Here is a 25,335-nt window from a genome sequence, read left to right as displayed (position 1 = left end):
TGGTTTAGCGGTCTTTCGGGTCGAGCGCATCGCGCAGGCCGTCGCCGATAAAGTTGAAACAGAACAAAGTGGTTACCAAGAAGAAACTCGGCACGAGCAGCTGCCATGGTGCGGCTTCCATCGAAATTGCGCCTTCTTGCAGCATCGAACCCCAACTGGTCATCGGCTCTTGCACACCCAAGCCCAAGAAGCTCAAGAAGGATTCAAACATAATCATGCCCGGTACCAGCAAAGAGGCATACACCATCACCACACCCAAAACATTCGGAATAATGTGGCGCGTTACGATTTTACGTTTTGCCACGCCGCTCACACGTGCCGCTTCGACAAACTCTTTATGCTTCAAGCTCAAGGTTTGGCCGCGCACGATACGCGCCACGTCCAGCCAAGACACCAAACCCACGGCGGCAAAAATCAAAAGCAAGTTGCGGCCGAAGAATGTGGTCAGCAGAATGACGAAAAACATAAACGGAAACGCGTTCAAAATTTCCAAAAAGCGCATCATCAGCGAATCGAGCTTACCGCCGATAAAGCCGGCAATCGCGCCATAAAGCGTACCGATGACAACAGCCACCAATGCGCCGGCCACACCGACCAGCAAGGAAATACGTCCGCCGGTTGCCGCACGCGACAGCAAATCACGGCCGAGCAAGTCCGTACCCAGATAGTGATGAGTAGAAAGGGACGGCGGAATCTGCATATTGTCCCAGTCGGTGAAGTCGTAGGTGTAGCGGACAATCCATGGTGCCACAATCACAAAAATACTGATCAGCAACAGGATAATAATGCTGTACACCGCCGCTTTGTTTTGTTTAAAACGCCGCCATGCGTCGCTCCACAGGCTTTTGCCGTGCACTTGGGCGTATTCTGCTGCCTCTGCGAGGGCCTGAGTCTGCTTCTTTTTGAATAACATAATGTTCTCTCTCGCTTTTTATTCTTTCTTCAGGCCGTCTGAACGTTTCAGACGGCCTTTGCGCAAATGGGATTAATAACGGATTTTCGGGTCAATAATGGCATACAGAATATCGAGGATGGCGTTGAACAAAATGGTCATAATGCCCACCAAAATCGTCAAACCCAAAATCATGCCGTAGTCGCGGTTGAGCGCGCCGTTGACAAATAATTGTCCGACGCCGGGAATACCGAACACGTTTTCAATCACAATGGAGCCGGTAATGATGCCAACGAATGCCGGGCCTAAGAAAGAAACAATCGGCAGCATGGCGGGACGCAGCGCATGGCGCAGGATGATGCGGCTCATGGGCAGGCCTTTGGCGCGTGCCGTACGGATAAAGGGGCTGTTCAATACTTCAATCATCGCACCCCGCGTAATCCGCGCGATACTGGACACATAACCGATGGACAAAGTAACGACAGGCAGAATCAAATTCATCAGTGCGCCATCGTTCCAGCCGCCTGCAGGCAGCCATTGCAGTCTGACAGCAAACACCAGCACCAATACCGGCGCCATCACAAAACTGGGAACAACGATACCGGTCATCGCGCCGCTCATTAGCGAATAATCCAGCCAGCTGTTTTGTTTTAAGGCGGCGATGATGCCGATAAACATGCCGAAGATGGCGGCAATCAAAAAGGCGTAGAAACCAAGTTCTGCCGATACTGGCAGGGATTGGGCAAGCAACTCATTAACGCTGAAATCTTTATATTTGAACGACGGCCCCAAATCCCCCTGCGCCAACTGCTTGAGGTAGTGGAAATATTGGAGGTACATCGGGTCATTGAGGTGGTATTTGGCTTCGATGTTGGCCATGACCGCAGGCGGCAAATTGCGTTCGCCTGTGAACGGGCTGCCCGGTGCAAGCCGCATCAGAAAAAACGATACGGTAATCAACACCAGCATGGTCGGGATGGAAGCACATATCCGTTTGATGATGAATTTCAACATAATCAGGCTGTCCTGTCTGAACATACCGGACTCGTGAAAACAAAGCTGACCTGAAGCGGAAATCGGATGAATGGCAGCAGGCGTCTGTAACGTCGCCGCGCCGGTTTCTCTCTCTATTCCGACCGGGTTATTGTTTTTATTCGGAGTCGGGTAAGGTTTTTTAGTTTTTAGATAATTGTTGTGATAAGGCCGTCTGAAACTTTGTATCCGCCGTTTCAGACGGCCTTTCACGTTAACGCGCCAAAGGTTTGGTGCGTTCAATCAGCCATGCTTTGGCCGCGCCTTCTGTCAAAGGCTCGAGACGGCGGCGCACTTCGGCGTGATATTGGTTCAGCCATTCGATTTCGCTGCCGGTCATCAGTTTGGTATCGATCAGGCGCGTATCGATTGGACAGAGGGTAACGGTCTCAAAATACAGGAATTTGCCGAACTCGGTTTCCTCTGGGTTTTCAACCGGACGGTTGATTACCAGGCTTTCGATACGGATACCCCATTTGCCCGGACGGTAAAGACCCGGCTCGTTGGAAGTCAGCATGCCTGACTTCATCGCGTGATGCGGTTGCGGCACGGCGGCAACGGCAATGCTTTGCGGACCTTCATGCACATTGAGGAAATAGCCCACGCCATGACCTGTACCGTGACCGTAATCACATTGCGCCTGCCAGAGTGATTTACGACAGATGGCATCAATCATCGGGCCTTTGATGTTTTCAGGGAAAATGGTTTCCGCCAGAGAAATATGCGCTTTCAACACCAAAGTGTAATCGCGCTTCATGGCCGCACTCGGATTGCCGACAGGCACCACACGCGTGATGTCGGTCGTACCGCCCCAGTATTGGCCGCCGGAGTCAATCAGCAGCATACCGTCGCCTTTGATTTTGCTGTTGTTTTCCGGTGTCGCGCTGTAATGAGGCAAGGCGGCATTGGCATTGTAGCCGGCGATGGTGTCGAAACTTGGCGAAATAAAGCCGGGACGTTGGCTGCGGTGTTTATAGAGCATGCCGTCGATGTCCAGCTCGCTCAATTCGCCGCCGTCTGCCAAGATTTGTTCAAACTCGGCAAAGAAGCCGCACAATGCCGCGCCGTCTTCCGCCATGGTATTGCGGATATGGGTAATGTCGGCATCGGATTTGACTGATTTGAAGAATGTACTTGGGTGGATGGCTTCAATCAAACGGACGTCTTCAGGCAGGCGGCGCAAAGTACCGACAGCGGTTTTGTTCGGATCAATCAGCAATGCGCCCTTAACGCCTGCCAAATAGTCCGCCGCTTGCGCATAAGGCAATACTTCAAAACCTGCCGCTTTCAAAGCTTCGGCAGATTCGGCTTTCAGACGGCCTGCATCGGTAAACAATACGGCTTTGTCTTGACTGATAAACAGATGGGACAAGAACACAGGGTTGAACGGCACATCATCACCGCGCAGATTGGTAATCCAAGCAATGTCATCCAAAGAAGAAACCAAATGTGCATCTGCGCCCTGCTCTTTCATGGCCGTACGGATACGGGCCAGTTTTTCGGCCGCAGTTTCGGAAACGTAGTCGGGATGGTGAACGTAGATTTCCGGAGTCGGCAATGCAGGACGGTCGTCCCATACTTCGTCCAACAAAGTTTCAGGATATTCGAGGCGGATGTTTTTGGCGGCAAGTGCCTGTTTCAAACCGCGCTCGCCGCTGAGTGCGAACATATCGGCAGGCGCGCCGACGACGGCGCCCTCGGGCAGATTTTGTGCCAACCATTCGGTATAAGGCGCATCAACGCCCATTTTTTGCAGCTCGATGCCGTTTGGCGCAAGCTGTTGGCCAGCCTGTTCCCAATAGCGGCTGTCGGTCCACACGCCTGCTTTATCGGCGGTTACCACCAAAGTGCCGGCCGAACCGGTAAAGCCGGAAAAATCGCGGCGTGCCTGCCAATGCTCGGGCAGGTATTCGGAAAGGTGTGGATCGGCGGAAGGAATGACAAACGCGTCCACGCCATGTTTTTTCATGGCTTCGTGTAAAGCGGACAAACGTTGTTGTACAGATTTCATGTGTTATGTCTCCTGTTGTTTCAGACGGCCTCTGTCATTAAGGCCGTCTGAAAACTTGTACTGTCTATAATCAATCTATTTTTTCGGTGCGAACGACCAGCTCTTGACCGTGTAGTTCCGCAAAGGGTCTTTGTCGGAATAGCCGATAATATCGGGTTTGACCATACGCACTTCAACCTGATGATACAGCGGAATCAGTGCAGCGTCTTCTTGAAGCTGCTTCTCCGCATCGGCATAGAGCTGGCTGCGCGCTTCCTTGCTGACACCATCTTTCAGCGTATTGTTCATAAATGTATCAAACGCCGCGCTTTTGTAGCGGAATGCATTGTTTGAGTTGTTGGATTTCAAGATATTGAGCATGCCCGCCGGATCGTTGAAATCGGAACACCAGCCGCTGAACGAAACCTTGAAATTGCCTTGCGCGCGCGTATCCAAATAAGTTTTCCATTCCTCGTTGGACAAAGTCGGACGGATAAACGGAATGGCGGCTTTCCACACCGACTGCACGGCAGTAATTTGTTTTTTGGACGCTTCGCTGGTGCTGTACAAAATATCGAACTCAAGCGGATGGTCATCGTTGTAGCCTGCTTCGTTCAACAGTTTGCGCGCGGTTTCGATGCGTTTTTCAGGCGTCCACTCTTTCCACTCAGGATAAACGGGAATCACGCCCTGCATTTGCGGCGGCGTCAATTGGAACGCAGGCGTATCGCCGCGGCCGCCCACTTTAACGACAATGTCGCGGCGCGTCAGCATATTGAGCGCCTTGCGGACGCGCGGATCATTAAACGGCGCCGCTTCGTGGTTCGGCTCCAAATACCAGCTGCACAAAGAAGTCGTGCGTCTTACTTGGCCTGGAAACTCAATATCCGCCACTTTGACCTGATCGCTGGGAATGCCGTAAGTCACATCAATTTCATTGGCGCGATAACGGTTGTACTCGCCGCTGCCTGACAGAAAAACCGCCTTTGGAATGGCCACTTTGTCTTTATCGTAATAATTGGGATTACGTTCCATATTGATGTGGCTGTTGACTTTCCAATCCGTTAACAGATAAGCGCCACTGGAAACATAATGACCGGGCTGCGTCCACTTATTGCCGTATTTTTCGACAGTGGCGCGATGAACTGGGAAAGTGAATTGCTGAATCAGCATATCGGGGAAATAAGGTACCGGCGCAATCAGCGTAAATTGCAGGGTTTTTGCGTCCAACGCCTTGACACCCAATGTCTCAGGCTTGGCTTTGCCGTTTAATATATCTTCCGCATTTTCCACTTGGGCATCGACCAAATAGCTGCCGAAAGGTGCGCCGGTGGCTGGATCGGCAAGACGGCGAAAGCTGTACACGAAATCTTCGGCGGTAATCGGATCGCCATTGCTCCATTTGGCATCACGCAGATGGAAGGTCCAAATACGCTCGCCCTCGCTCTCCCATTTTTCCGCCAAAGCAGGAATGGTTTTACCTTCGGCATCCGTACCGACCAAACCATCCATCAACTGACGGATAATCGCACCGGCCGCCATATCGCCACTCATTTGAGGATCCAGCGTACCCGGCTCAACACCGTTGCTGACCACCACGCGCTCATAATCGGTACGTTTAAACTCAGGAGCAGGCTTAACATCGCGGCTGCACGCCGACAATGCGAATACGGCAGCCAATGATGCAGCCAACAGCGGATAGGTTTTTCCGGCCATATTTCATTCCTTCTTTTGGGTATTCTTCTTTTTCAGACGGCCTAATTATTCAAACTACACTCAACTACATTTATTTAGAAGTTCTCCAGCATAGTTAAATCATCTATTTCAAACCATGAAAATAGTGTTTTAAACCACATATTCCATCGAAATAATAATAGCCGTCTAAGATTGTCGGCAAATTAACACAAAAATACGTAACTGAAAACTATTTTTCAATTTATCCTACGATAAGTTACAAATGTATTGATTTTTTATGATTTGTCAAATAAGATTATCCGAACTCTTTCGCCATAAGCAAGAAAAAGACATAAAAAGGAGAATCAAATGAAGAAGTTATCTTACTTTATTGCCACTGCCCTCATAGGCTCTTCCATAAGCGCCGCCCACGCCGAACCTAAAATGAGCGGCACCATCTACATCATGACCGAGGTCGAACACAACAATAAAACCAGTGTAACCTCTACAACCATTTCCGATAAAAGTTCCAGTCTTTATCTCTCCGATGAAGTACGACTCAACAACGACTTATGGCTGAAATGGCAACTTGGCTCCTTTATTTACTTCGATTCCGACCGCTGGGGCGGCTGGGGTACTGCCGACTCATACGTCGCGCTCAACAGCTACAAAAACCTCGGCACCGTCAAAATGGGCTACATCAGTACGCCCATGAACAGCATTTATCTGAACCCGTTCGACACCAACAGCCCGATTTTGGAGTTCGGCAAAATTTCCCGCTTCGGCCAACGCCGTGTTTCCATGGCTTATGAGTCGCCTTGGAAAAACGGCTTCCAATTCAAATTCAACGTTTCCCCCGGTTCCAATGCCGCGCGCAATAACAACAACTGGAATCCGGACAAAAAACGTGACGGTGACTGGGTCTTCGGCTGGGGTGTGGACTACTACCACCCCAACAACGGCTTTAACGCGCACTACGCTGCCGAATACGCACCCAACGACTCTCCGACCGAAACCAAAGACTTCCAAGCCCACGCATTCATGGCCGGATACAGCAAAGACAAAATCTCCGTCGATGCCGCGTTCCAATACGCCAAAAATACTTGCGACGGCTTTAGCTGCTGGGGGCCATGGGAGGAGGAGAAGAATAGTATAAAAATAAAACACGAAGACAAAGAAATCAACAACACCAAAGAATTTATGGTGTCGGGTTCATATAAAATCGGCAATTTCAAACCTCAAATCGGCTTTGCCTACGGTAAAAGCTCTATCGGCGAAGACTACAAACACGTCGCCGTCAGCACCGATTACAGCTTCTCCAAACGGACAACTGCCACACTCGGCGCCGGCTGGTTGAAAGAAAACGTCAATCCGAAATACGAAGAAGATTTGCCGAAAAAATCTTCTTACGCCGTGGGCATGGTATTCAAACACCGCTATTAATGCCTGACAGATTAAAGGCCGTCTGAAACAATTTGTTCAGACGGCCTTTTCTACATCCTATAATTAAACTTGCAGCCCACCTTAAAAATCATTACATTGCCCACACTCAAGCAACAAAAACGTCATCATGAACGCCCACCGCACCCTCATCATCTCCGTTTTTATCGTCGCCAGCTGCGGCCTCGCTTATGAGCTCATCATCGCCGCGCTCGCAAGCTATCTTTTGGGCGACAGTATTTTGCAGTTTTCCTCCGTCATCGGGCTTTATCTGTTTTCAATGGGTATCGGTGCCCACCTGACCCAATACATCAAAGATAAAGACGTGTTGCACCGCTTTATCGAAATCGAACTTCTGGTCGGCATCATCGGCGGTATTTCCGCACTGGCATTATTTGTGGCCTTCGGTTTATCCGCCGCCCCGTTCCGCACCCTGCTCTACGCTTTTGTACTGATTGTCGGCATGGTTGTCGGCATGGAAATTCCTTTGGTCATGCGCGTGTTAAACCAAAAAGGTGCGGAATTTAAAGAACTCGTTTCCAAAGTATTGACCTTCGACTACTTGGGCGCACTCGCCGTTTCCCTGCTCTTCCCGCTCCTCCTCGCACCCAAACTCGGCATGGCGCGTTCCGCCCTTTTGTTCGGCATCCTCAACGCCGCCGTTGCCTACCTGACCGCGCGCGTATTCAAAGCCGAGCTACCCCGCTACCGCGCCATCCGCCTGCGCGCGCTGATTGTCTTGTCCGTCCTCGCCGCCGCCTTCGCCTACGCCGACCGCATCTCATTCAAAGCCGAACAAAGCTATTTCGGCGATCCCGTTGTCTATCAAAGCCATTCGCCCTACCAACGGCTGGTCGTGACCCGCTGGAAAGACGACACCCGCCTCTATATCAACGGCAACCTGCAATTCTCCTCACGCGACGAAGCCCGTTACCATGAAGCACTCGTCCTGCCTGCCATGCAGATGGTTCCCAATGCCGAACGCGTCCTGATTCTCGGCGGCGGTGACGGATTGGCGGCACGCGAAGTCTTGAAATATCCGCAGGTCAAAAATGTTACTTTGGTCGATCTCGACCCCGACATGACCGCCACTTTTAGAACCTCCGCCACCTTGAGCGCACTCAACCAAGGCTCGCTGTCCCATCCCAAAATGCACGTCGTCAACGACGATGCCGCCAAATGGCTGGAAGGGTCGTCTGAAAAATTCGACGTTATCATCATCGACCTACCCGACCCATCCAATTTCTCGCTGGGCAAACTCTACTCCGTCCCCATGTACCGCCTCGTTGCCCGCCATCTTGAGCCGCAAGGCAAGATTGTTGTGCAATCGACTTCGCCTTATTTCGCCCCTAACGCCTACTGGTCGGTCGTTGCCACCCTCGAAGCGGCCAAATTGAATACCGCGCCCTATCATGTTTACGTCCCTTCCTTTGGCGAATGGGGATTTGTGTTGGCAGGGTTTGACCAAAACTTCCCCATTCCGCAAAAATTCGACGTACCCACCCGCTATCTCAATGCCCAGACCGTCGCTGAAATGTTCCGTTTTCCGCCCGATATGGCAAGGCGCAAGGTGGAAGCAAATTATTTGAACAACCAAATTCTCGTCAGTTATTTTGAAAGTGATTGGAACAATGTGATGCGATAAAATATCTAAAGGCCGTCTGGAACATCTACCTTCTTTTTATCTCCGTTCAGACGGCCTCATCGCCCGTTTACCCTTTTTCACACAGCATTTGCTTGAAAAAATAAGGTTTATCTTTATCTAGATAGAACACAATCGACACTATCCGTTGAATGAAGGAACAAACACTTATGCAGTATTTTGGAATCGGTTTTTTGGTTTTAATCTTTTTGGAAATCATGTCCATCGTCTGGGTTGCCGACTGGCTTGGCGGTGGTTGGACGCTGTTTGTGATGGCTCTCAGCTTTATCAGCGGTATCTTTATGCTGCGCCATACCGGCATCTCTGGCCTTTTACTCGCTGGCGCAGCCGTCCGCAGCGGCCAAAACATTTCCCTCTATCAGATGCTGTGGCCGATTCGCTATACTGCTGCCGCGGTTTTCCTGCTCAGCCCCGGTTTTATTTCAACCGCCGTTGCCCTACTCTTGCTGATTCCGTTTAAAGGCAACGCGGCCGTTTCTTCTACGCAGTCTTTCCAAAGCCGCCAGACTTACAGCTCTGCCAAAGATGATGAAGACATTATCGAAGGCGAATATACGGTTACACGCACCAGCAAAGCCGACAAACCGCAAGAATATATCGAACACAAACCCGATTGACGACTTCCTTCATAACAGGCCGTCTGAATTAGGAATACCTCAAAAGTGTTTCATATTTCAGACGGCTTTAGTCATTTCCTGGCTTTGAAAATGTAAATATCGGTTTGTAATTCGGTTATTCCGCATAAATCATTTAAAATAAGCAACTATTTTGATTCTAAAAACGACACGGTATCTAATGAACGTTCAACGTCTTTTCCCTCTCTCCCTCAGCTTGATTACCGCCGCTGTTTTATCGGCGTGCGCCACCCAAAACACACCGACTGCTTCGAAAACCGAAACCGTCGTTCAGCCTAAATCCACTTCTATTCCTTCACGCCGCACCGACAGCGAATCCAAAGTCCTGTCCGATTACAGCCAATACCAAAGCGCCATCGATGCCGCCAAACGCGGTGACGATGCTTGGGTACAACAATTTTTATCCCAAGCCAGCGACAGCGCAATGGCTGAAAACGTCCGCAACGAATGGCTGAAAACCTTGGGCACGCGCGGCCAATGGGATTTGTTCCGTCAAGAATTCAGTAAATTGAACGCCGCTGGCGTCGCCCAAGAAGTGCAATGTTATGCCGATTTGAGCAGCGGCAATTACAGTAAAGCCGCCGAGCTGGTTCGCGTTACCGGCAAACTGCCTGCCGGTTGTACCCGCTTGGTTGAAAGCGCGGCAGCTTCAGGCCGTCTGAACACCAACGACGCATGGCGTCGCGTGCGTGGCTTGTTGAGCAACAGTCAAACCACAGATGCACGCAACCTCGCCGCCGCATTGGGCAGCCCCTTTGAAGGTAGCGCGCAAGGTGCGACCGAATACAGCCTGTTGAGCGTAATCGGCAAAGATGCACGCAAGTCTGCTTCTGCCGCTGCCACCCTGTCCGACATGGAATCCGGCCTCAGCCGCGAACAACGCAGCTTCGCATGGGGCGTATTGGGCCACTACCATGCTCAAAGCCAAAACATGCCGACTGCTTTAAGCTACTACGGCCGCGTTTCCGACCGCAAGCAATTGACCGACGAACAATTGGAATGGTACGCACGCGCCGCCTTGCGCCTGCAACGTTGGGACGAATTGGCAAGCGTGATTCAGCATATGCCTGAAAAACTGCAAAAAGACCCGACATGGCAATATTGGCTGGGCCGCAGCTTTGCCGCACAAGGCAAAAGCAGCCAAGCCAAAGAAATGTACGAAAAAGCCGCCGCTTCCGGCCGCAATTTCTACGCCGTAATGGCAGGTGAAGAACTGGGCCACCGCATCAATACGCGCAACAATGTTTCCGATGCCGATTCCAGAGACGTCCGCCGCATGAGTGAAGACGGGGCCATCAAACGCGCATTGGTTCTGTTTAAAAACAGCCAAAGCAACGGCGATTCCAAAATGCGCCGTCAGGCGCAGGCGGAATGGCGTTTTGCCACCCGCGACTTCAACGAAGACAATCTGCTGACTGCCGCACAAGTCGCTTTTGACAACCAGTTCTACGACATGGCAATCAACAGCGCAGACCGTACCGACCACAAACTCAACTACAAACTGCGCTATCTCTCTCCGTTTAAAGACCTGACCGTCCGCTATGCCGCACAGGCAGGCGTTGACCCGGCATGGGTTTACGGTTTGATTCGCCAAGAAAGCCGCTTTGTCATGGGCGCACAATCCAGCGTCGGCGCACAAGGCCTGATGCAGGTCATGCCTGCAACCGCCCGCGAAATCGCCGGCAAAATCGGTATGAGCAGCAGCGAACTCTACACCATGGACGGCAATATCCGCATGGGTACTTGGTACATGGCAGATGCCAAACGCCGCCTGCAAAATAACGAAGTGATGGCCACCGCAGGCTACAACGCCGGCCCCGGCCGCGCCCGCAACTGGCAGGCTTCTTCTCCTTTGGAAGGCGCCATCTACGCCGAGACCATCCCATTCACCGAAACCCGTGACTACGTGAAAAAAGTCATGACCAACGCGACTTATTACGCGTCATTGTTCAACGAACCGCAGACTTCGTTGAAACAACGTATGGGTACGGTTCCCGGCCGCTATTAATACCCGATAGGCCGTCTGAAAAGTGAGACAGAATCCAACATTCAGACGGCCTACAACCTTGACAGACTATCGGGTTTATAAGATAATCGCCCGATTGTTTCTGACCGAAAAGGTCACTTGCACGGCAAAAGCCGACTTGTTAGGAGGTGATGTTTACATCACGGCGCGTATCCCGCCCTGCCCTAGGCAAACCAGCGATACAACAACTACCCCATTATGACAAACCGTCCTCTATTTCTTAAAACGGTTTGATTGAACAAAATTTAAAGGAAATAAAATGCCTGCTATTCGTGTTAAAGAGAATGAACCATTTGAAGTTGCCATGCGTCGTTTCAAACGTGCCGTAGAAAAAACCGGTCTGTTGACCGAGTTGCGCGCCCGTGAAGCGTACGAAAAACCAACTACCGAACGCAAACGCAAAAAAGCTGCTGCAGCCAAACGTCTGCAAAAACGTCTGCGCAGCCAACAACTGCCTCCTAAAATGTACTAATTACAGGCCTGCCCTGTGATAAACGACACACCGCAAGGGCAGCTTTGCGGTGTGTTTTATTTTTCAGACGGCACTTTTTTATTGATATAAAGTGAGAACATTATGAGCCTAAAAACACAATTAACCGAAGACATGAAAACCGCCATGCGTGCCAAAGACCAAGTGTCTTTAAGCACCATCCGCCTGATTAATGCCGCCATCAAACAATTTGAAGTAGATGAGCGCACTGAAGCCGATGACGCAAAAGTCATCTCTATCCTGACCAAAATGGTAAAACAGCGCAAAGACAGCGCCAAAATCTACACCGAAGCCGGTCGTCAAGATTTGGCTGACAAAGAAAACGCGGAAATCGAAATCCTCAACTGCTACCTGCCGCAAATGATGTCTGCAGAAGAAATCAAGACTGTTGTTGAAGCAGTCATTGCAGAAACCGGTGCATCAGGCATGGCAGATATGGGCAAAGTCATGGGCGTATTGAAAACCCGCCTGGCCGGCAAAGCCGACATGGGTGAAGTCAACAAGATTTTAAAAGCCGCATTGACTGCTTAATCCTCAATAATCAAAAAGGCCGTCTGAAATATTATTTTCAGACGGCCTTTCTTATTGTGCCAATCAAGCAGCAGTTACTTTACCTTCATGACGCAACAAAGTAATCAAATCGCTGATACGTTTTTTCATGGAACGGCGATCGACGATTTGGTCGATTGCCCCCTTCTCCAACAAGAATTCTGCACGTTGGAAACCTTCCGGCAAGGTTTCGCGTACAGTCTGCTCGATAACGCGCGGACCGGCAAAACCAATCAGCGCATTCGGTTCTGCTAAAACCACATCACCCAAGAAGGCAAAGCTGGCAGACACGCCGCCCATGGTCGGGTCAGTCAATACGGAAATAAACGGCAGACGTTTTTCAGTCAGCAAATGCAAAGCCGCGCTGGTCTTCGTCATCTGCATCAAAGAGTTAATCCCTTCCTGCATACGCGCACCACCGGAAGCCGCCACGCAAATAAACGAACAATTATCTGCAACGGCACGACGTACACCCTGAACGAAACGCTCACCCACGACCGAACCCATAGAGCCGCCGATAAAACGGAATTCAAACGCAGCCACTACGACAGGCAGGCCGTTCATGGTGCCTTTCATAACAACCAATGCATCGTCTTCACCGGTTGCTTTACGCGCAGCCGCGAGGCGGTCGGGATATTTTTTGCTGTCTTTGAATTTCAGCGGGTCGGTCGGTTTAATATTGGCTGCAATCTCTTCACGGCCTTCTTCATCCAAAAGTAGATTCAAACGTTCGCGCGCAGAAAGCGGATTGTGGTGATTACATTTCGGGCAGACTTCGCTGTTTTGCTTCAACTCGGTTGAATAAACCGTTGCCGAACAAGACGGACATTTGTGCCACAGGCCTTCAGGGACGCTGGACGAACTGCTTCGGTTTTTAATTTTCGGAGGAAGAATTTTATCTAGCCAGCTCATGAATGACTCCTTGGAATTCAGAATTCAGACGGCCAGTTGAACGTAAGGCCGTCTGAAACAATGGAATGGAAAAATTTAGCGAATCGCGTCTTTCAACTCTTTAACCAACGCGCCTACTGCTTCGGCCTCGCTACCTGCGTGGCTTTCAATCTCTTTGACGATACGGCTGCCGACAATAACGGCATCCGCTACCGCACCAATCTTACGCGCACTCTCCGCATTATTGATGCCGAAGCCGACACCAATCGGAATATCGATGTATTTGCGCAAAAGCTCTATTTTACGCGAAACTTCTTCAGTATCCAAACTTGCCGCACCGGTCACGCCTTTGAGCGATACATAATACACAAAACCGCCGGCTACTTTGGCAATCGTTTGAATACGCTCCTCAGTCGTTGTTGGCGCAATAAGGAAAATACAATCAATACCTTGCGCTTTCAATGAGTCATGCAGCGGGGTAATGGTTTCTACCGGAGAATCCACAGTCAATACGCCATCCACGCCCGCGTCGGCAGCCGCTTGCGCAAACGCCTGATAGCCCATTTTATGTACAGGGTTCAAATAGCCCATCAAGACAACCGGCGTTTTATCATTGGTTTGACGGAACAAGCGTACTGTTTCCAATACGTCGTGCAAAGAAACATGATTTGCCAACGCCCTTTCAGCCGCACGTTGAATAGTCGGGCCATCCGCCATCGGGTCAGAAAACGGCACACCCAGTTCCAAAATATCAGCACCATTAGCCACCAGGCTATACATCAATGCCAAGGTTGTCTCAAGGTTGGGATCACCCACTGTAATATAAGGAATCAGTGCTTTTGCGCCATTGAGCACTGAGAAAGTTTGTTGGATTCTGCTCATTTTCTGCTATCCATTTCATCGATTTGAATGTTGTCCGGCAGCCTGTTTATTCTGCCGTTACATTTGTTTTAAAAACCTCAGTCTGCCATGAAAAAGCGGCATTTATCCGCATTATCTAATGACTGTTTCTTCCCAATCGGCAAACAAGAGGCTAAGTATAACATTTACGGCTATTTCATAGAATCATTTGCAATCAAGATTCTGATATTTTGAAAGCAATATAAAACAATAAAGGCCGTCTGAAAATCATTCAAACAGCCTTTATTAGAATCAATTATGCAAATCTTTGTATGCTTTCGCACTTTTGATCAGAGTTTCCCTATCGATTACAGCTCAACATGATGGTTTTGTTGTTCAGAACCTAGATGACGCTCCAAATCAGACAAAATTTGCGTCAGACCATGACGGACTTCTTCCGCATTGGCGGCAGGATTGCCGTTTGCATCCAAAGCGCCACGGCTGAACGTATCGATATACGGTTCAAACGTATCTTTCAGTTTCAACAACTTAACAACATCTGAGCGCGTATATCGATCGCCACCGTATCCAATCACAACATTATTTTCATGTTGCCATTGGGCAAACTGAGCCGGACTGATTTGCACCAATTGGCACATTTCATCCAACGTAAAATAACGCTTGGCAGGAATAACCGGATTATTGTTGTTTGTCATAGTAATGCTCCACCATGCCTTTGAGTTTTTGGCTGGCATGGAAAGTTACCACACGGCGTGCGGTAATCGGCACTTCTTCGCCTGTTTTAGGGTTACGGCCAGGGCGTTGAGGTTTGTCGCGCAATTGGAAATTGCCGAAACCGGAAATTTTAATTTCTTCACCACGCGCCAAAGTGCTGCGGATTTCTTCAAAAAAGAGCTCGACGATTTCTTTGGCATCATTCTTGGTGACGTTGCTGACTTTGTCGACCAAAATATCAGCCAATTCTGCTTTAGTTAGTGTCATGTGTTTACCTTCATTCAAACTGGTGCAATTATTACCAAAATTCTTTTAAAAATCAAGTCCTCACCAAAAAATCAAATATTATTAGTGATTTTTAGCGACAACTTTTATCTTATTTTAAGCGCGAAGCTGTGCGTCTTTTTCGGCTGCCGCTTTAATCATTTTCGCAACCAAAGGCTCGATGACCTCATCTGTCAACGTGTTTTCCATATCTTGCAAAATGATTTTGACGGCAACGCTCTTCATGCCTTCAGGCACGCCCGTACCGCGGTAAACGTCAAACACACTGATTTCTTGAACCAGCTTGTTCGCCGCCGCTTTCAGGACATTTAACAAATCATCATGCGTCACAGCTTCAGGCATTACAAATGCCAAATCTCGGCGTGCAGGTTGGAACTTGGATACGGATTGATAACGGGTTTTCTCACGACCCAATACCGCATCCATATCGATTTCAAATACCAGCGGCGCTTGTGGCAAATCATATTTTTGCAGCCATTTCGGATGCAACTCGCCAACAAAACCAACTACTCGGCCGTCTGAAACAATATTAGCAGCACGTCCAGGATGCAATGCCGGATGTTCGGTCTTAACAAAGGATACTTCCTTGCTTTTCAAAAGGCTCTCAACATCAGCTTTCATATCGTAGAAATCCACGTTGCGTGTTTTCTCGCCCCATTGCTCAGGCAGCACGGAGCCATACCACAAACCGCCGATACGTTCGTTTTGAACAAATTGATCAGCCGAATCTTTGCTGAACACGCGGGCAATCTCAAACACGCGTACTCGGTTTTGCTTGCGGTTCAAATTGTTTTGCAAAACTTCCACCAAACCGCCGATAAGCGTAGAACGCATGACGGCATACTGCGCCGCCAACGGATTTTGCAGGCGGATAGGATTGGTATTGGCAGCAAAGTCTTGCTCCCATTGCTCATCCACAAACGCATAGCTGACCACTTCGCGGTAACCGCGAGCCGCCATTTCATTATAAACCGCAAAACGCGGACGTTTGGTTTCAGGCAAAGCCAACATTTTCAGACGGCCTGAAGTATAGTCGTCGGGAATATTTTCATAACCGTAAACGCGGCCGATTTCTTCAATCAAATCGGCTTCGATTTCGATGTCGAAACGGAAGCTAGGAGAAGTGACACGGAAGCCTTCTGCAGTTTTCTCAGGCTTCAAACCCAAGTGTTGCAAGATAATTTCGACTTGATCGGCAGGGACTTCAACGCCCAATACCGTTTTCAGACGGCCTAAACGCAATTCGACCTGTTTTGCCTCGGGCAATTTGCCTTGTGCTTCAACCATTTCACCGGCTGCGCCACCACAAATCTGCAACACCAATTCGGTAGCACGCTCAATGGCATCAGCTTGCAAGCGGCAATCCACACCACGCTCAAAACGGAAAGAAGAATCCGAACCAAAACCGTATTGACGGGATTTACCTGCAATAATCTCCGGGGCAAACCAAGCAGCTTCCAACACAATATTTTGCGTCTCATCAGAAACCGCGCTTGCCTCGCCGCCCATCAAGCCGGCCAAGCTCAACGCACCTTTTTCATCAGCGACCACCAGTGTATTGTCCGCCAAAGTAACCGTCTTCTCATTCAGACACGCCAAAGTCTCACCATTTTGAGCACGGCGGACAATCAAGCTGCCTGACAGCTTGTCAGCATCGAAAACATGCATAGGCTGACCGATTTCCAGCATCACATAGTTGCCAATGTCCACCAATGCGGAAATGCTGCGGATACCGCTGCGTTCCAAACGTTGTTTCATCCAATCGGGTGTAGCCGCTTTCGCATTGACATTTTCAATAATGCGGCTGATAAAACGACCGCAATCGGCCGGTGTATCAATACGGACAGCCTGTTTTTTCTCACTGTCGATAGAGGCCGTCTGAATTTCAACAGGCGTAAACGCACATTGAGTCAACGCAGAAACCTCACGCGCAATACCCTTAACACTCAAGCAATCAGCGCGGTTAGGCGTAATTTTCAATGTAAACAGCGTATCGTCCAAATCCAAGTATTCACGGATATTGGTACCGACAGGCGCATCTTCAGGCAGAATGTGCAGGCCGTCTACACCGTCATCAGGCAAACCCAGTTCATTGGTCGAACACAGCATACCGTTTGATGGCACACCACGCATTTTAGTCGGCTTAATTTTGAAATTGCCCGGCAAAACGGCACCTGGCAACGAACACGGCACTTTAATGCCCGGCTTGACATTCGGCGCACCACAAACAATCTGAACCAACTCGCCCGTACCGGCATCAACTTGGGTAACGTTCAAACGGTCTGCATCAGGGTGTTTTTCAACGGATTTTACTTCGGCAACAACCACGCCACTGAAAGCAGGGGCAGCAGTATCGATTTCTTCCACTTCCAAACCGGCCATGGTCAAAAGATGTTCCAGTTTATCGGCAGAAAGATCAGGATTGGCTTGGGTTCTCAGCCATGAATAAGGAAATTGCATATTATTTTCTCTACTATCAGGCCGTCTGAAACAAATTTTTATCAGACGAAATCAGTAATATCTATTCACTTTTCAGACGGACTATCAAAAGACCATCTGAAATTTATTTAAACTGCTTCAAAAAGTTCAAATCGTTATCGAAGAATAAACGCAAGTCATTGACGTTGTAGCGCAACATGGCAAAGCGGTCGAGACCGATACCGAAAGCGAAACCGGTATATTTTTCAGGGTCGATATCGACGTTTTTCAACACGTTAGGATGTACCATACCGCAACCGCCGACTTCCAACCATTTGCCGTTTTCGCCCATGATGTCGATTTCGGCAGAAGGCTCGGTGAACGGGAAGAAAGACGGACGGAAACGTACTTGCAGGTCATCGCGTTCAAAGAAGCGACGGATAAAGTCAGTGAACACTGCTTTCAAGTCGGCAAAAGTCACACCCTCTTCTACCCACAAACCTTCGGCCTGATGGAACATAGGCGAGTGAGTGGCATCACTGTCCACGCGGTAAACGCGGCCGGGAGCAATAATGCGGATAGGTGGCTCTTTTTTGTCGAGCATATAGCGGATTTGAATAGGCGAAGTGTGTGTGCGCAAAACGTCGCCATTTTCAACATAGAAAGTATCTTGCATCGCACGCGCTGGGTGATTTGCAGGAATATTCAAGGCTTGGAAATTATGGAAATCGTCTTCGATTTCAGGGCCGTCCGCCACTTCAAAACCCATACCGTGAAACAGCTCAACCACACGTTGCAAAGTCAAAGTAACTGGATGCAAACCGCCATGTTCTTGTGCACGGCCCGGCAAAGTAATATCCAAGGCCTCTGCAGCCAATTGAGCTTGCAGCTTGGCTTCATTCAGGGCATCGCGTTTGCTATTAAATGCCGTCTGAAACTGATTTTTACATTCGTTGATGTGCGCGCCTATGGTTTTACGCTCTTCAGGAGACATTTGACCCAAAGTTTTCAAAAGTCCGGTCAATTCGCCGGTTTTACCAAGATAGCGTGCTTTAATTTGTTCTAAGGCATTGAAGTCTTGCGCGGCTTCAATAGCGGCAATACCTTCTGCAACGATACGGTTTACATTTTCCATGGTGGTTTATCGTCTGTTTGTTGATGGCAGGCCGTCTGAAACAACAAAGCCGTCTGTTGGATTTGATTGCAAACCCGTTCAGACGGCCTTTTGTCTTACTGCGGCCAATCCGTTTGATAAGAGAGGCCTATTTTATCGCAAATTAGTATAAAAAAATAGAGTTTAAAGAAAGAAAATCAACTACATAGGATTTCTTTAAGAAAAGAAAAAAGGAAGCATACGCTTCCTTTTTAAATAATCTTATCGAATTAAGCAGCCAAAGCAGCTTTAGCTTTTTCAACCAATTGTGCAAATGCAGCTTTGTCGAATACAGCCAAATCAGCCAATACTTTGCGGTCGATTTCGATAGCAGCGCGTTTCAGGCCGTTCATGAATTTGCTGTAAGACAGACCATTTTCACGGGCACCTGCGTTGATACGAACGATCCACAGTTGACGGAATTGACGTTTGCGTTGGCGACGGTCACGGTATGCGTATTGACCGGCTTTCATTACCGCTTGTTTGGCAACACGGTAAACGTTTTTACGACGACCGCGGTAGCCTTTGGCTAACGCGAAGACTTTTTGGTGACGAGCACGAGCGGTAACACCGCGTTTTACGCGTGGCATATTCTAAACTCCTTAAGCGTAGGGCAACATTTTAGCAACAGAAGCCAAATCGCGTGAATCCACCATAGCGGTGCCGCGCAATTGACGTTTAGTTTTAGTGGTTTTTTTGGTCAGGATGTGACTTTTGAACGCATGACCGCGTTTTACACCACCGTTACCCAGTACTTTAAAGCGTTTTTTCGCGCTAGACTTGGTTTTCATTTTAGGCATTGGAAAACTCCATTCGTTATTAGATAAGGTATAAGGGGTTTTGAAATAAAATTTCAAACACTTGGAACCCAAAATACCACGGTTTTTGCCGCTAATTAAACCTTATTCCGAGCGGCAATCGAAATAAGCCTTGCATTATAGCTTTATTTCTTCTTAGGCGCAATCATCATCACCATTTGGCGGCCTTCCATTTTAGGGAAGGACTCGATTTGTGCCACTTCAGCCAACTCTTCTTTTACGCGTTCAAGCAGTTGGGCGCCCAATTGTTGGTGGGCCATCTCACGACCGCGGAAACGCAATGTCACTTTGACTTTGTCACCATCGGCAAGGAAGCGGTTGATGTTGCGCATCTTGATTTGATAGTCGCCTTCATCAGTACCCGGACGGAATTTAATTTCCTTGATTTGTACCTGCTTTTGGTTTTTCTTGGCTTCGTCGCGCTTCTTGGCTTGTTGGTATTTGTATTTACCGTAATCCATCAGTTTGCATACGGGCGGTTTGGCAGTCGGGGAAATTTCTACCAAATCGACATCTTGCTCTTCGGCCATAGCCAGAGCTTCACGAACTGAAACGACACCAAGCTGATCGCCTGACTCACTGATTAATCGCACTTCTTTGGCGGTAATTTCACCATTGATTCGTGCTTCGCGTTCTTGAGCGATGATGAATACTCCTATAAAAATTAATGATTGACGAGGGCGTCAGTGATTTCTTGCTGCAATTGCGCAATAAAATCATCGACATTCAAAGAACCCAAGTCTTCTGCTTTGCGGCGTACCGCAACTTTGTTTTCTTGTTTCTCTTTATCGCCGACAACGATTTGATAAGGGAAACGGTATTGGCTGTTGTCACGGATTTTGTAACCGATTTTTTCGTTACGCAAATCCAATTCGACACGGAAGCCTGCAGCCTGCAATTTGGCAGCCACTTCGCGACAATAATCTGTTTGGTTCTCGGTGATATTCATAATCACCATTTGAACCGGCGCAAGCCACAATGGGAATGAGCCTGCATGGTTTTCAATCAGAATACCGATGAAGCGCTCCAATGAACCCAAAATAGCACGGTGCAACATTACAGGACGCGCACGGTCGTTGTTTTCAGTTACATATTCGGCATTCAAACGCTCCGGCAATACGAAGTCCAACTGCAGGGTACCACACTGCCAAGAACGACCCAAAGCATCTTTAACATGATACTCAATCTTAGGACCGTAGAATGCGCCTTCGCCAGGCAGCTCTTCCCACTCTACGCCGCAAGCGGTCAATGCATCACGCAGACCTTGTTCGGCTTTATCCCAAACTTCGTCAGAACCTGCACGTTGTTCAGGGCGGAGTGACAGCTTCACGGCAACATCATGGAAGCCGAATTGTTTGTAAATGCGAACCAGCAATTCATTGAATGCGCGTGCTTCATCAACGATTTGATCTTCGGTACAGAAGATATGCGCATCATCTTGCACAAAACCGCGAACACGCATCAGACCATGTAACGCACCGCTTGGTTCATTACGATGGCAAGAACCAAACTCAGCCAAACGCATTGGTAAATCGCGATATGAGCGCAGGCCGTTATTAAAAATTTGTACATGACCCGGACAGTTCATCGGCTTAACCGCGTATTCGCGTTTTTCCGAACTGGTCACAAACATATTGTCTTTATAGTTTTCCCAGTGGCCAGATTTTCCCCAGAAGGTTTTATCCATAATCTGAGGCGTTTTCACCTCTTTATAACCGGCAGCATTCAACTCTTTGCGCATATGCTGCTCAATCACCTGCCACAAAGCCCAGCCTTTAGGATGCCAGAACACCATACCCGGCGCTTCATCTTGCAGGTGGAACAAATCCAATTGTTTACCCAGCTTACGGTGGTCGCGTTTTTCTGCTTCCTCGATGCGTTGGATATAGGCTTTCAATTCGTCTTTACTTGCCCAAGCCGTACCGTAAATACGTTGCAACATTTCATTATTGCTGTCGCCGCGCCAGTATGCGCCTGCCAGTTTGGTCAGCTTGAAGTTTTTCAAGAAACGGGTATTGGGAACGTGAGGACCGCGGCACATATCGACGTATTCCTGATGATGATACATACCCATTGCTTCCACTTCAGGCATGTCTTCAATCAGACGCAATTTGTACTCTTCGCCGCGATCTTGGAAAATTTTGATGGTTTCTGCACGGGGCGTCATCACTTTAATGACGTCATAGTCTTGTGCAATCAACTCTTTCATGCGCGCTTCGATGGCGGCCACATCATCAGGCGTAAATGGTTTTTCAGTTGCGATATCGTAATAGAATCCGTCTTCAATGACCGGGCCGATAACCATTTTGGCATCAGGGTAGAGCTGCTTGACCGCATGACCGACCAAGTGCGCGCAGGAGTGGCGGATAATTTCCACACCTTCTTTGTCTTTAGGCGTAATGATTTGAACGTGGGCATCTTCGGTAATCGGATCGCAAGCATCCACCAATTTACCGTTAACCTTGCCCGCTACCGTTGCCTTTGCCAGACCTGCACCGATAGACGCTGCAATTTGCGCCACGGTAACGGGTGATTCATATTGGCGGACCGAACCGTCCGGCAAGGTAATGTTCAACATCAGAAAGCTCCAAAACATTAAAAAATAACGGCATAAAGCCGTTATGGAAATTTGGTAGGCACAATTGGACTCGAACCAACGACCCCCACCATGTCAAGGTGGTGCTCTAACCAACTGAGCTATGTGCCTTCATCTAAGGCGCTTATTGTAACGAAGCGTGTTCCCTTTTGCAAGCATCTGTAAATACTTTTCAGACGGCCTAGATAATTTTGTTTGATTTATGCCTCATTGTTTTATTTCTTCTATTATTCAGACCGTCTGAAGCATTGTTTTAGAGAAGATAAAATCCAGCCGTCAACCAGCGAAAAATCCTTTATAATCTGCCCTTTCATTTCGCACACACGCGAACATCCAATCTCTTATTATTATGCTCAAATTTACCTTACACAAAAAAGACGGTCATGCCCGACGCGGTACTTTGGAACTGAACCACGGCAAAATCGAAACGCCTGTATTTATGCCGGTCGGCACATATGGTTCGGTCAAAGCGATGAACCCGCAAAACCTGCATGACATCAAAGCACAAATCATCTTAGGCAACACTTACCATCTGTGGCTGCGCCCCGGTTTGGAAGTCATCGAACAATTCGGCGGCCTGCACGAATTTATCGGTTGGGATAAGCCGATTTTGACCGACTCAGGCGGCTTCCAAGTATTCTCGTTGTCCGACATGCGCAAGCTGACCGAAGAAGGCTGTACCTTCCAAAGCCCGATCAACGGCGACAAACTGTTCCTCTCGCCCGAAGTGTCGATGAAAATCCAAACTGTGTTGAATTCCGACATTGTGATGCAGTTAGACGAATGTACCCCTGGAGAAGCAACGCACAGCCAAGCGCAAAAATCGCTGCAAATGAGCCTGCGCTGGGCGGAACGAAGCAAAAAGGCTTTTGAAGACCTGAAAAACCCAAATGCGCTGTTTGGCATTGTACAAGGCGCGATGTATGAAGATTTGCGTGAAGAATCGCTGAAAGGTTTGGAAGAGCTCGACTTCCCCGGCTTGGCCATCGGCGGCTTGTCCGTTGGCGAACCTAAGCCCGAAATGTACCGCATGTTGCGCGCCGTCGGCCCTATCCTGCCGGAACACAAGCCACATTATTTGATGGGCGTCGGCACGCCTGAAGACTTGGTGTACGGCGTGGCACACGGCGTGGATATGTTCGACTGCGTCATGCCTACCCGCAATGCGCGTAACGGCTGGCTGTTTACCCGTTTTGGCGATTTGAAAATCAAAAACGCCAAACACAAACTCGACAAGCGTCCGATTGATGAAAGCTGCACCTGCTACGCCTGTCAGAATTTCAGCCGCTCCTACCTGCACCATCTGCACCGTGTCGGCGAAATCTTGGGCGCACAGCTCAACACCATCCACAATCTGCACTTCTACCAAGTCATCATGGCAGAAATGCGCGAAGCCATCGAACAAGGCAAATTTGCCGATTGGCAGGCGCAATTCCATGAAAACCGCGCCCGCGGTGTGGATTAATCCTTTAAAAGGTCGTCTGAAATCAGGTTTTAATTCAAACTGCTTTTCAGACGGCCTCAATATTCTTAATTAATAAAGCACAATCATGTCCCGTTTCCATACCGAACCTCCCTTAGCCTACACCGCACAAAACCGCACCGCCGTCCTGCTGCTCAACCTCGGCACGCCTGACGCGCCGACGGCTGCCGCAGTCAAGCCTTACTTGAAAGAATTTCTGTCCGATCAACGCGTTGTCGAACTGCCTAAACTTTTATGGCAACCGATATTGCGCGGCTTGGTATTGACTTTTCGCCCGAAAAAAAGCGCGCATGCCTATGAAAAAGTTTGGTTTAAAGAAGGTTCGCCGCTTGAGGTTTACACACACCGCCAAGCAGAAGCCCTAGCCAAACATTTGCCCGATGTCATCGTCCGTCATGCCATGACTTACGGCAATCCAAGCGTTGCCGATGTTTTGGCGGAACTCAAAGCCCAAGGCGTGGGCAAATTGCTGGTCATCCCGCTCTATCCGCAATATGCCGGCTCTTCTACTGGCGCGGCTTTGGATAAAGTGTTTCAAGAGTTATTGCTGCAACGCAACCAAATGAGCGTCCGCACTGTCTCCCGTTATTACGACGATGCCGCCTATATTCAAGCCATGAAGCAGCATATTGAAGCCTATTGGGCCCAAAACGGACGCGGCGAAAAACTGATGTTGAGTTTCCACGGCATTCCGCAAAAGCATCACGACGACGGCGACCCCTATCCTGACGAGTGCCACCATACTGCCAAACTGTTGGCGCAAGCATTGGGCTTGTCCGAACAAGAATATATCGTTTCTTTCCAAAGCCAGTTTGGCAAATCCCAATGGATCAAGCCCAGCACGCAAGCCCTGTTTGATCAGCTGCCGAAACAAGGCACGACCAAACTCGACGTATTCTGCCCCGGCTTCCTGGCCGACTGCCTCGAAACCATGGAAGAAATCGCCATTATGGGACGCGAACAATTCCACGCCGCAGGCGGCAAAGAATACCGTTACATCCCCTGCCTCAACGATTCCGCCGACTGGATTGCCGCACTTGCACAATTAAGCCGGGCTAATCTGCAAGGCTGGATTTGACCTAAACCAAAGGCCGTCTGAAAAATCCACTTTCAGACGGCCTTTAGCGTTATCATCAAGCTATTAAAACGCAAACCAAGCGTGTAGCCATCAAAAATACTACTCAAAAAGGAACACATCATGACTGCACTCCGCACTATCCTGCTCCTTCTGACCGCACTCAGCATCCCAACCGCTTTTGCCGCCGATGCCACACTGATGAGCAAAGGACAAAAGATTTACGAAACCAACTGCGCCGCCTGCCACGGCAAAAAAGGTGAAGGCCGGGGTGCCATGTTCCCGCCTTTATTCCAGTCCGACTATATCAATAAAAAACCGCAAGTGCTGTTGCAAAGCATGACCAAAGGCATCAACGGCCCGATTAAAGTAAACGGCAAATCCTACAACGGCTTTATGCCTTCTACTGCCATCAATGATGCCGATGTTGCCGCCGTTGCCACTTACATCATGAACGCCTTCAATAATGGCGGCGGTACAATTACTGAAGCAGATGTCAAAAAATCTCACGGGAAAAAATAAAACGTCTCTCCCCTAAGGGCCGTCTGAACATTTCAGACGGCCTTTTCGATATGGAACACATTCTTATTTCCATATTTATGGTTACGCAACATCAACAAACATACGCAAAAAACCGTCAAATCAAAAAA

23 protein-coding genes and 1 tRNA gene are annotated in these 25,335 nt (G+C 49.0%); 9 read left to right on the top strand and 15 right to left on the bottom strand.

Going from position 1 to position 25,335, the window contains the following annotated elements; genetic code table 11:
- Positions 1-4: 4 nt before the first annotated feature.
- From oppC to ACTHUR_RS01230, 4 genes are all read right to left on the bottom strand, one after another.
- On the bottom strand, positions 5-913 hold the full coding sequence (oppC, locus tag ACTHUR_RS01245; protein WP_049335539.1) for an oligopeptide ABC transporter permease OppC: 909 nt from the start codon (positions 911-913) through the stop codon (positions 5-7).
- Positions 914-985: 72 nt separating this feature from the next.
- Entirely contained in the window at positions 986-1,906 is a 921-nt protein-coding gene (oppB, locus tag ACTHUR_RS01240; RefSeq protein WP_036472303.1) for an oligopeptide ABC transporter permease OppB, read from the bottom strand.
- Positions 1,907-2,138: 232 nt separating this feature from the next.
- Complete coding sequence (locus tag ACTHUR_RS01235; protein WP_049335537.1) at positions 2,139-3,935, bottom strand: aminopeptidase P family protein; 1,797 nt, start codon at positions 3,933-3,935, stop codon at positions 2,139-2,141.
- Between the two features lie 75 nt (positions 3,936-4,010).
- A complete protein-coding gene (locus ACTHUR_RS01230) occupies positions 4,011-5,630 on the bottom strand; it encodes an ABC transporter substrate-binding protein (RefSeq protein WP_004519485.1) in 1,620 nt (539 codons plus the stop codon).
- A 327-nt stretch (positions 5,631-5,957) separates the two neighbouring features.
- On the opposite strand from ACTHUR_RS01230, the gene ACTHUR_RS01225 reads away from it, so the two are divergent.
- From ACTHUR_RS01225 to ACTHUR_RS01200, 6 genes are all read left to right on the top strand, one after another.
- Positions 5,958-7,031 (top strand): porin, encoded by a 1,074-nt coding sequence (locus tag ACTHUR_RS01225; protein WP_440361134.1) that lies wholly within the window; start codon positions 5,958-5,960, stop codon positions 7,029-7,031.
- 124 nt (positions 7,032-7,155) lie between these two features.
- On the top strand, positions 7,156-8,673 hold the full coding sequence (locus tag ACTHUR_RS01220; RefSeq protein ID WP_293203795.1) for a polyamine aminopropyltransferase: 1,518 nt from the start codon (positions 7,156-7,158) through the stop codon (positions 8,671-8,673).
- A 167-nt stretch (positions 8,674-8,840) separates the two neighbouring features.
- Complete coding sequence (locus ACTHUR_RS01215; RefSeq protein WP_049335533.1) at positions 8,841-9,308, top strand: FxsA family protein; 468 nt, start codon at positions 8,841-8,843, stop codon at positions 9,306-9,308.
- Positions 9,309-9,486: 178 nt separating this feature from the next.
- Positions 9,487-11,334 carry a transglycosylase SLT domain-containing protein gene (locus ACTHUR_RS01210; RefSeq protein WP_440361135.1) on the top strand — a complete coding sequence of 616 codons (1,848 nt, stop codon included), beginning with the start codon at positions 9,487-9,489 and terminating at the stop codon, positions 11,332-11,334.
- Positions 11,335-11,611: 277 nt separating this feature from the next.
- Positions 11,612-11,824 (top strand): 30S ribosomal protein S21, encoded by a 213-nt coding sequence (rpsU, locus tag ACTHUR_RS01205; protein ID WP_003680926.1) that lies wholly within the window; start codon positions 11,612-11,614, stop codon positions 11,822-11,824.
- A gap of 102 nt (positions 11,825-11,926) precedes the next feature.
- Positions 11,927-12,373, top strand: coding sequence for a GatB/YqeY domain-containing protein (locus tag ACTHUR_RS01200; RefSeq protein WP_049344106.1), 447 nt, complete (start codon positions 11,927-11,929; stop codon positions 12,371-12,373).
- 63 nt (positions 12,374-12,436) lie between these two features.
- Here the strand turns inward: ACTHUR_RS01200 and accD are convergent, their stop codons facing one another.
- The 11 genes from accD to ACTHUR_RS01145 all read right to left on the bottom strand — a co-directional run bounded on the left by accD (position 12,437) and on the right by ACTHUR_RS01145 (position 22,238).
- Entirely contained in the window at positions 12,437-13,303 is an 867-nt protein-coding gene (gene accD / locus ACTHUR_RS01195) for an acetyl-CoA carboxylase, carboxyltransferase subunit beta (protein ID WP_049331298.1), read from the bottom strand.
- Between the two features lie 75 nt (positions 13,304-13,378).
- A complete protein-coding gene (trpA, locus tag ACTHUR_RS01190) occupies positions 13,379-14,164 on the bottom strand; it encodes a tryptophan synthase subunit alpha (RefSeq protein WP_440361136.1) in 786 nt (261 codons plus the stop codon).
- A 326-nt stretch (positions 14,165-14,490) separates the two neighbouring features.
- Positions 14,491-14,838, bottom strand: a complete 348-nt coding sequence (locus ACTHUR_RS01185) for a hypothetical protein (protein ID WP_004519475.1) — start codon at positions 14,836-14,838, stop codon at positions 14,491-14,493.
- Positions 14,822-15,124, bottom strand: coding sequence for an integration host factor subunit alpha (locus ACTHUR_RS01180; protein ID WP_003680933.1), 303 nt, complete (start codon positions 15,122-15,124; stop codon positions 14,822-14,824). Before ACTHUR_RS01180 ends, ACTHUR_RS01185 begins: the two co-directional genes overlap by 17 nt.
- Positions 15,125-15,238: 114 nt before the next feature.
- A complete protein-coding gene (pheT, locus tag ACTHUR_RS01175) occupies positions 15,239-17,602 on the bottom strand; it encodes a phenylalanine--tRNA ligase subunit beta (protein WP_049335526.1) in 2,364 nt (787 codons plus the stop codon).
- A 103-nt stretch (positions 17,603-17,705) separates the two neighbouring features.
- Positions 17,706-18,695 (bottom strand): phenylalanine--tRNA ligase subunit alpha, encoded by a 990-nt coding sequence (gene pheS / locus ACTHUR_RS01170; protein WP_049335524.1) that lies wholly within the window; start codon positions 18,693-18,695, stop codon positions 17,706-17,708.
- Between the two features lie 248 nt (positions 18,696-18,943).
- Positions 18,944-19,303: a 50S ribosomal protein L20 gene (gene rplT, locus ACTHUR_RS01165; RefSeq protein ID WP_003675502.1), complete on the bottom strand. Its 360-nt coding sequence runs from the start codon at positions 19,301-19,303 to the stop codon at positions 18,944-18,946.
- Between the two features lie 12 nt (positions 19,304-19,315).
- Positions 19,316-19,513 carry a 50S ribosomal protein L35 gene (gene rpmI, locus ACTHUR_RS01160; protein ID WP_003675505.1) on the bottom strand — a complete coding sequence of 66 codons (198 nt, stop codon included), beginning with the start codon at positions 19,511-19,513 and terminating at the stop codon, positions 19,316-19,318.
- A 143-nt stretch (positions 19,514-19,656) separates the two neighbouring features.
- A complete protein-coding gene (infC, locus tag ACTHUR_RS01155) occupies positions 19,657-20,178 on the bottom strand; it encodes a translation initiation factor IF-3 (protein WP_079453677.1) in 522 nt (173 codons plus the stop codon).
- 17 nt (positions 20,179-20,195) lie between these two features.
- Complete coding sequence (gene thrS / locus ACTHUR_RS01150; protein ID WP_049335607.1) at positions 20,196-22,109, bottom strand: threonine--tRNA ligase; 1,914 nt, start codon at positions 22,107-22,109, stop codon at positions 20,196-20,198.
- 52 nt (positions 22,110-22,161) lie between these two features.
- Positions 22,162-22,238, bottom strand: a tRNA-Val gene (locus tag ACTHUR_RS01145).
- A gap of 238 nt (positions 22,239-22,476) precedes the next feature.
- On the opposite strand from ACTHUR_RS01145, the gene tgt reads away from it, so the two are divergent.
- From tgt to ACTHUR_RS01130, 3 genes are all read left to right on the top strand, one after another.
- Positions 22,477-23,592, top strand: a complete 1,116-nt coding sequence (gene tgt / locus ACTHUR_RS01140) for a tRNA guanosine(34) transglycosylase Tgt (protein WP_003745960.1) — start codon at positions 22,477-22,479, stop codon at positions 23,590-23,592.
- Between the two features lie 85 nt (positions 23,593-23,677).
- Positions 23,678-24,688, top strand: coding sequence for a ferrochelatase (hemH, locus tag ACTHUR_RS01135; protein WP_063076397.1), 1,011 nt, complete (start codon positions 23,678-23,680; stop codon positions 24,686-24,688).
- Between the two features lie 120 nt (positions 24,689-24,808).
- The gene (locus tag ACTHUR_RS01130) at positions 24,809-25,207 is read left to right on the top strand and encodes a c-type cytochrome (protein ID WP_070695358.1); all 399 of its coding nucleotides are present in this window, start codon (positions 24,809-24,811) and stop codon (positions 25,205-25,207) included.
- Positions 25,208-25,335 lie beyond the last annotated feature (128 nt).

This window comes from Neisseria sp. P0021.S007 (genome assembly GCF_051956855.1).
Note: the sequence above shows the minus strand (reverse complement) of the source record. Positions and strands in the feature narration are given on the sequence as shown.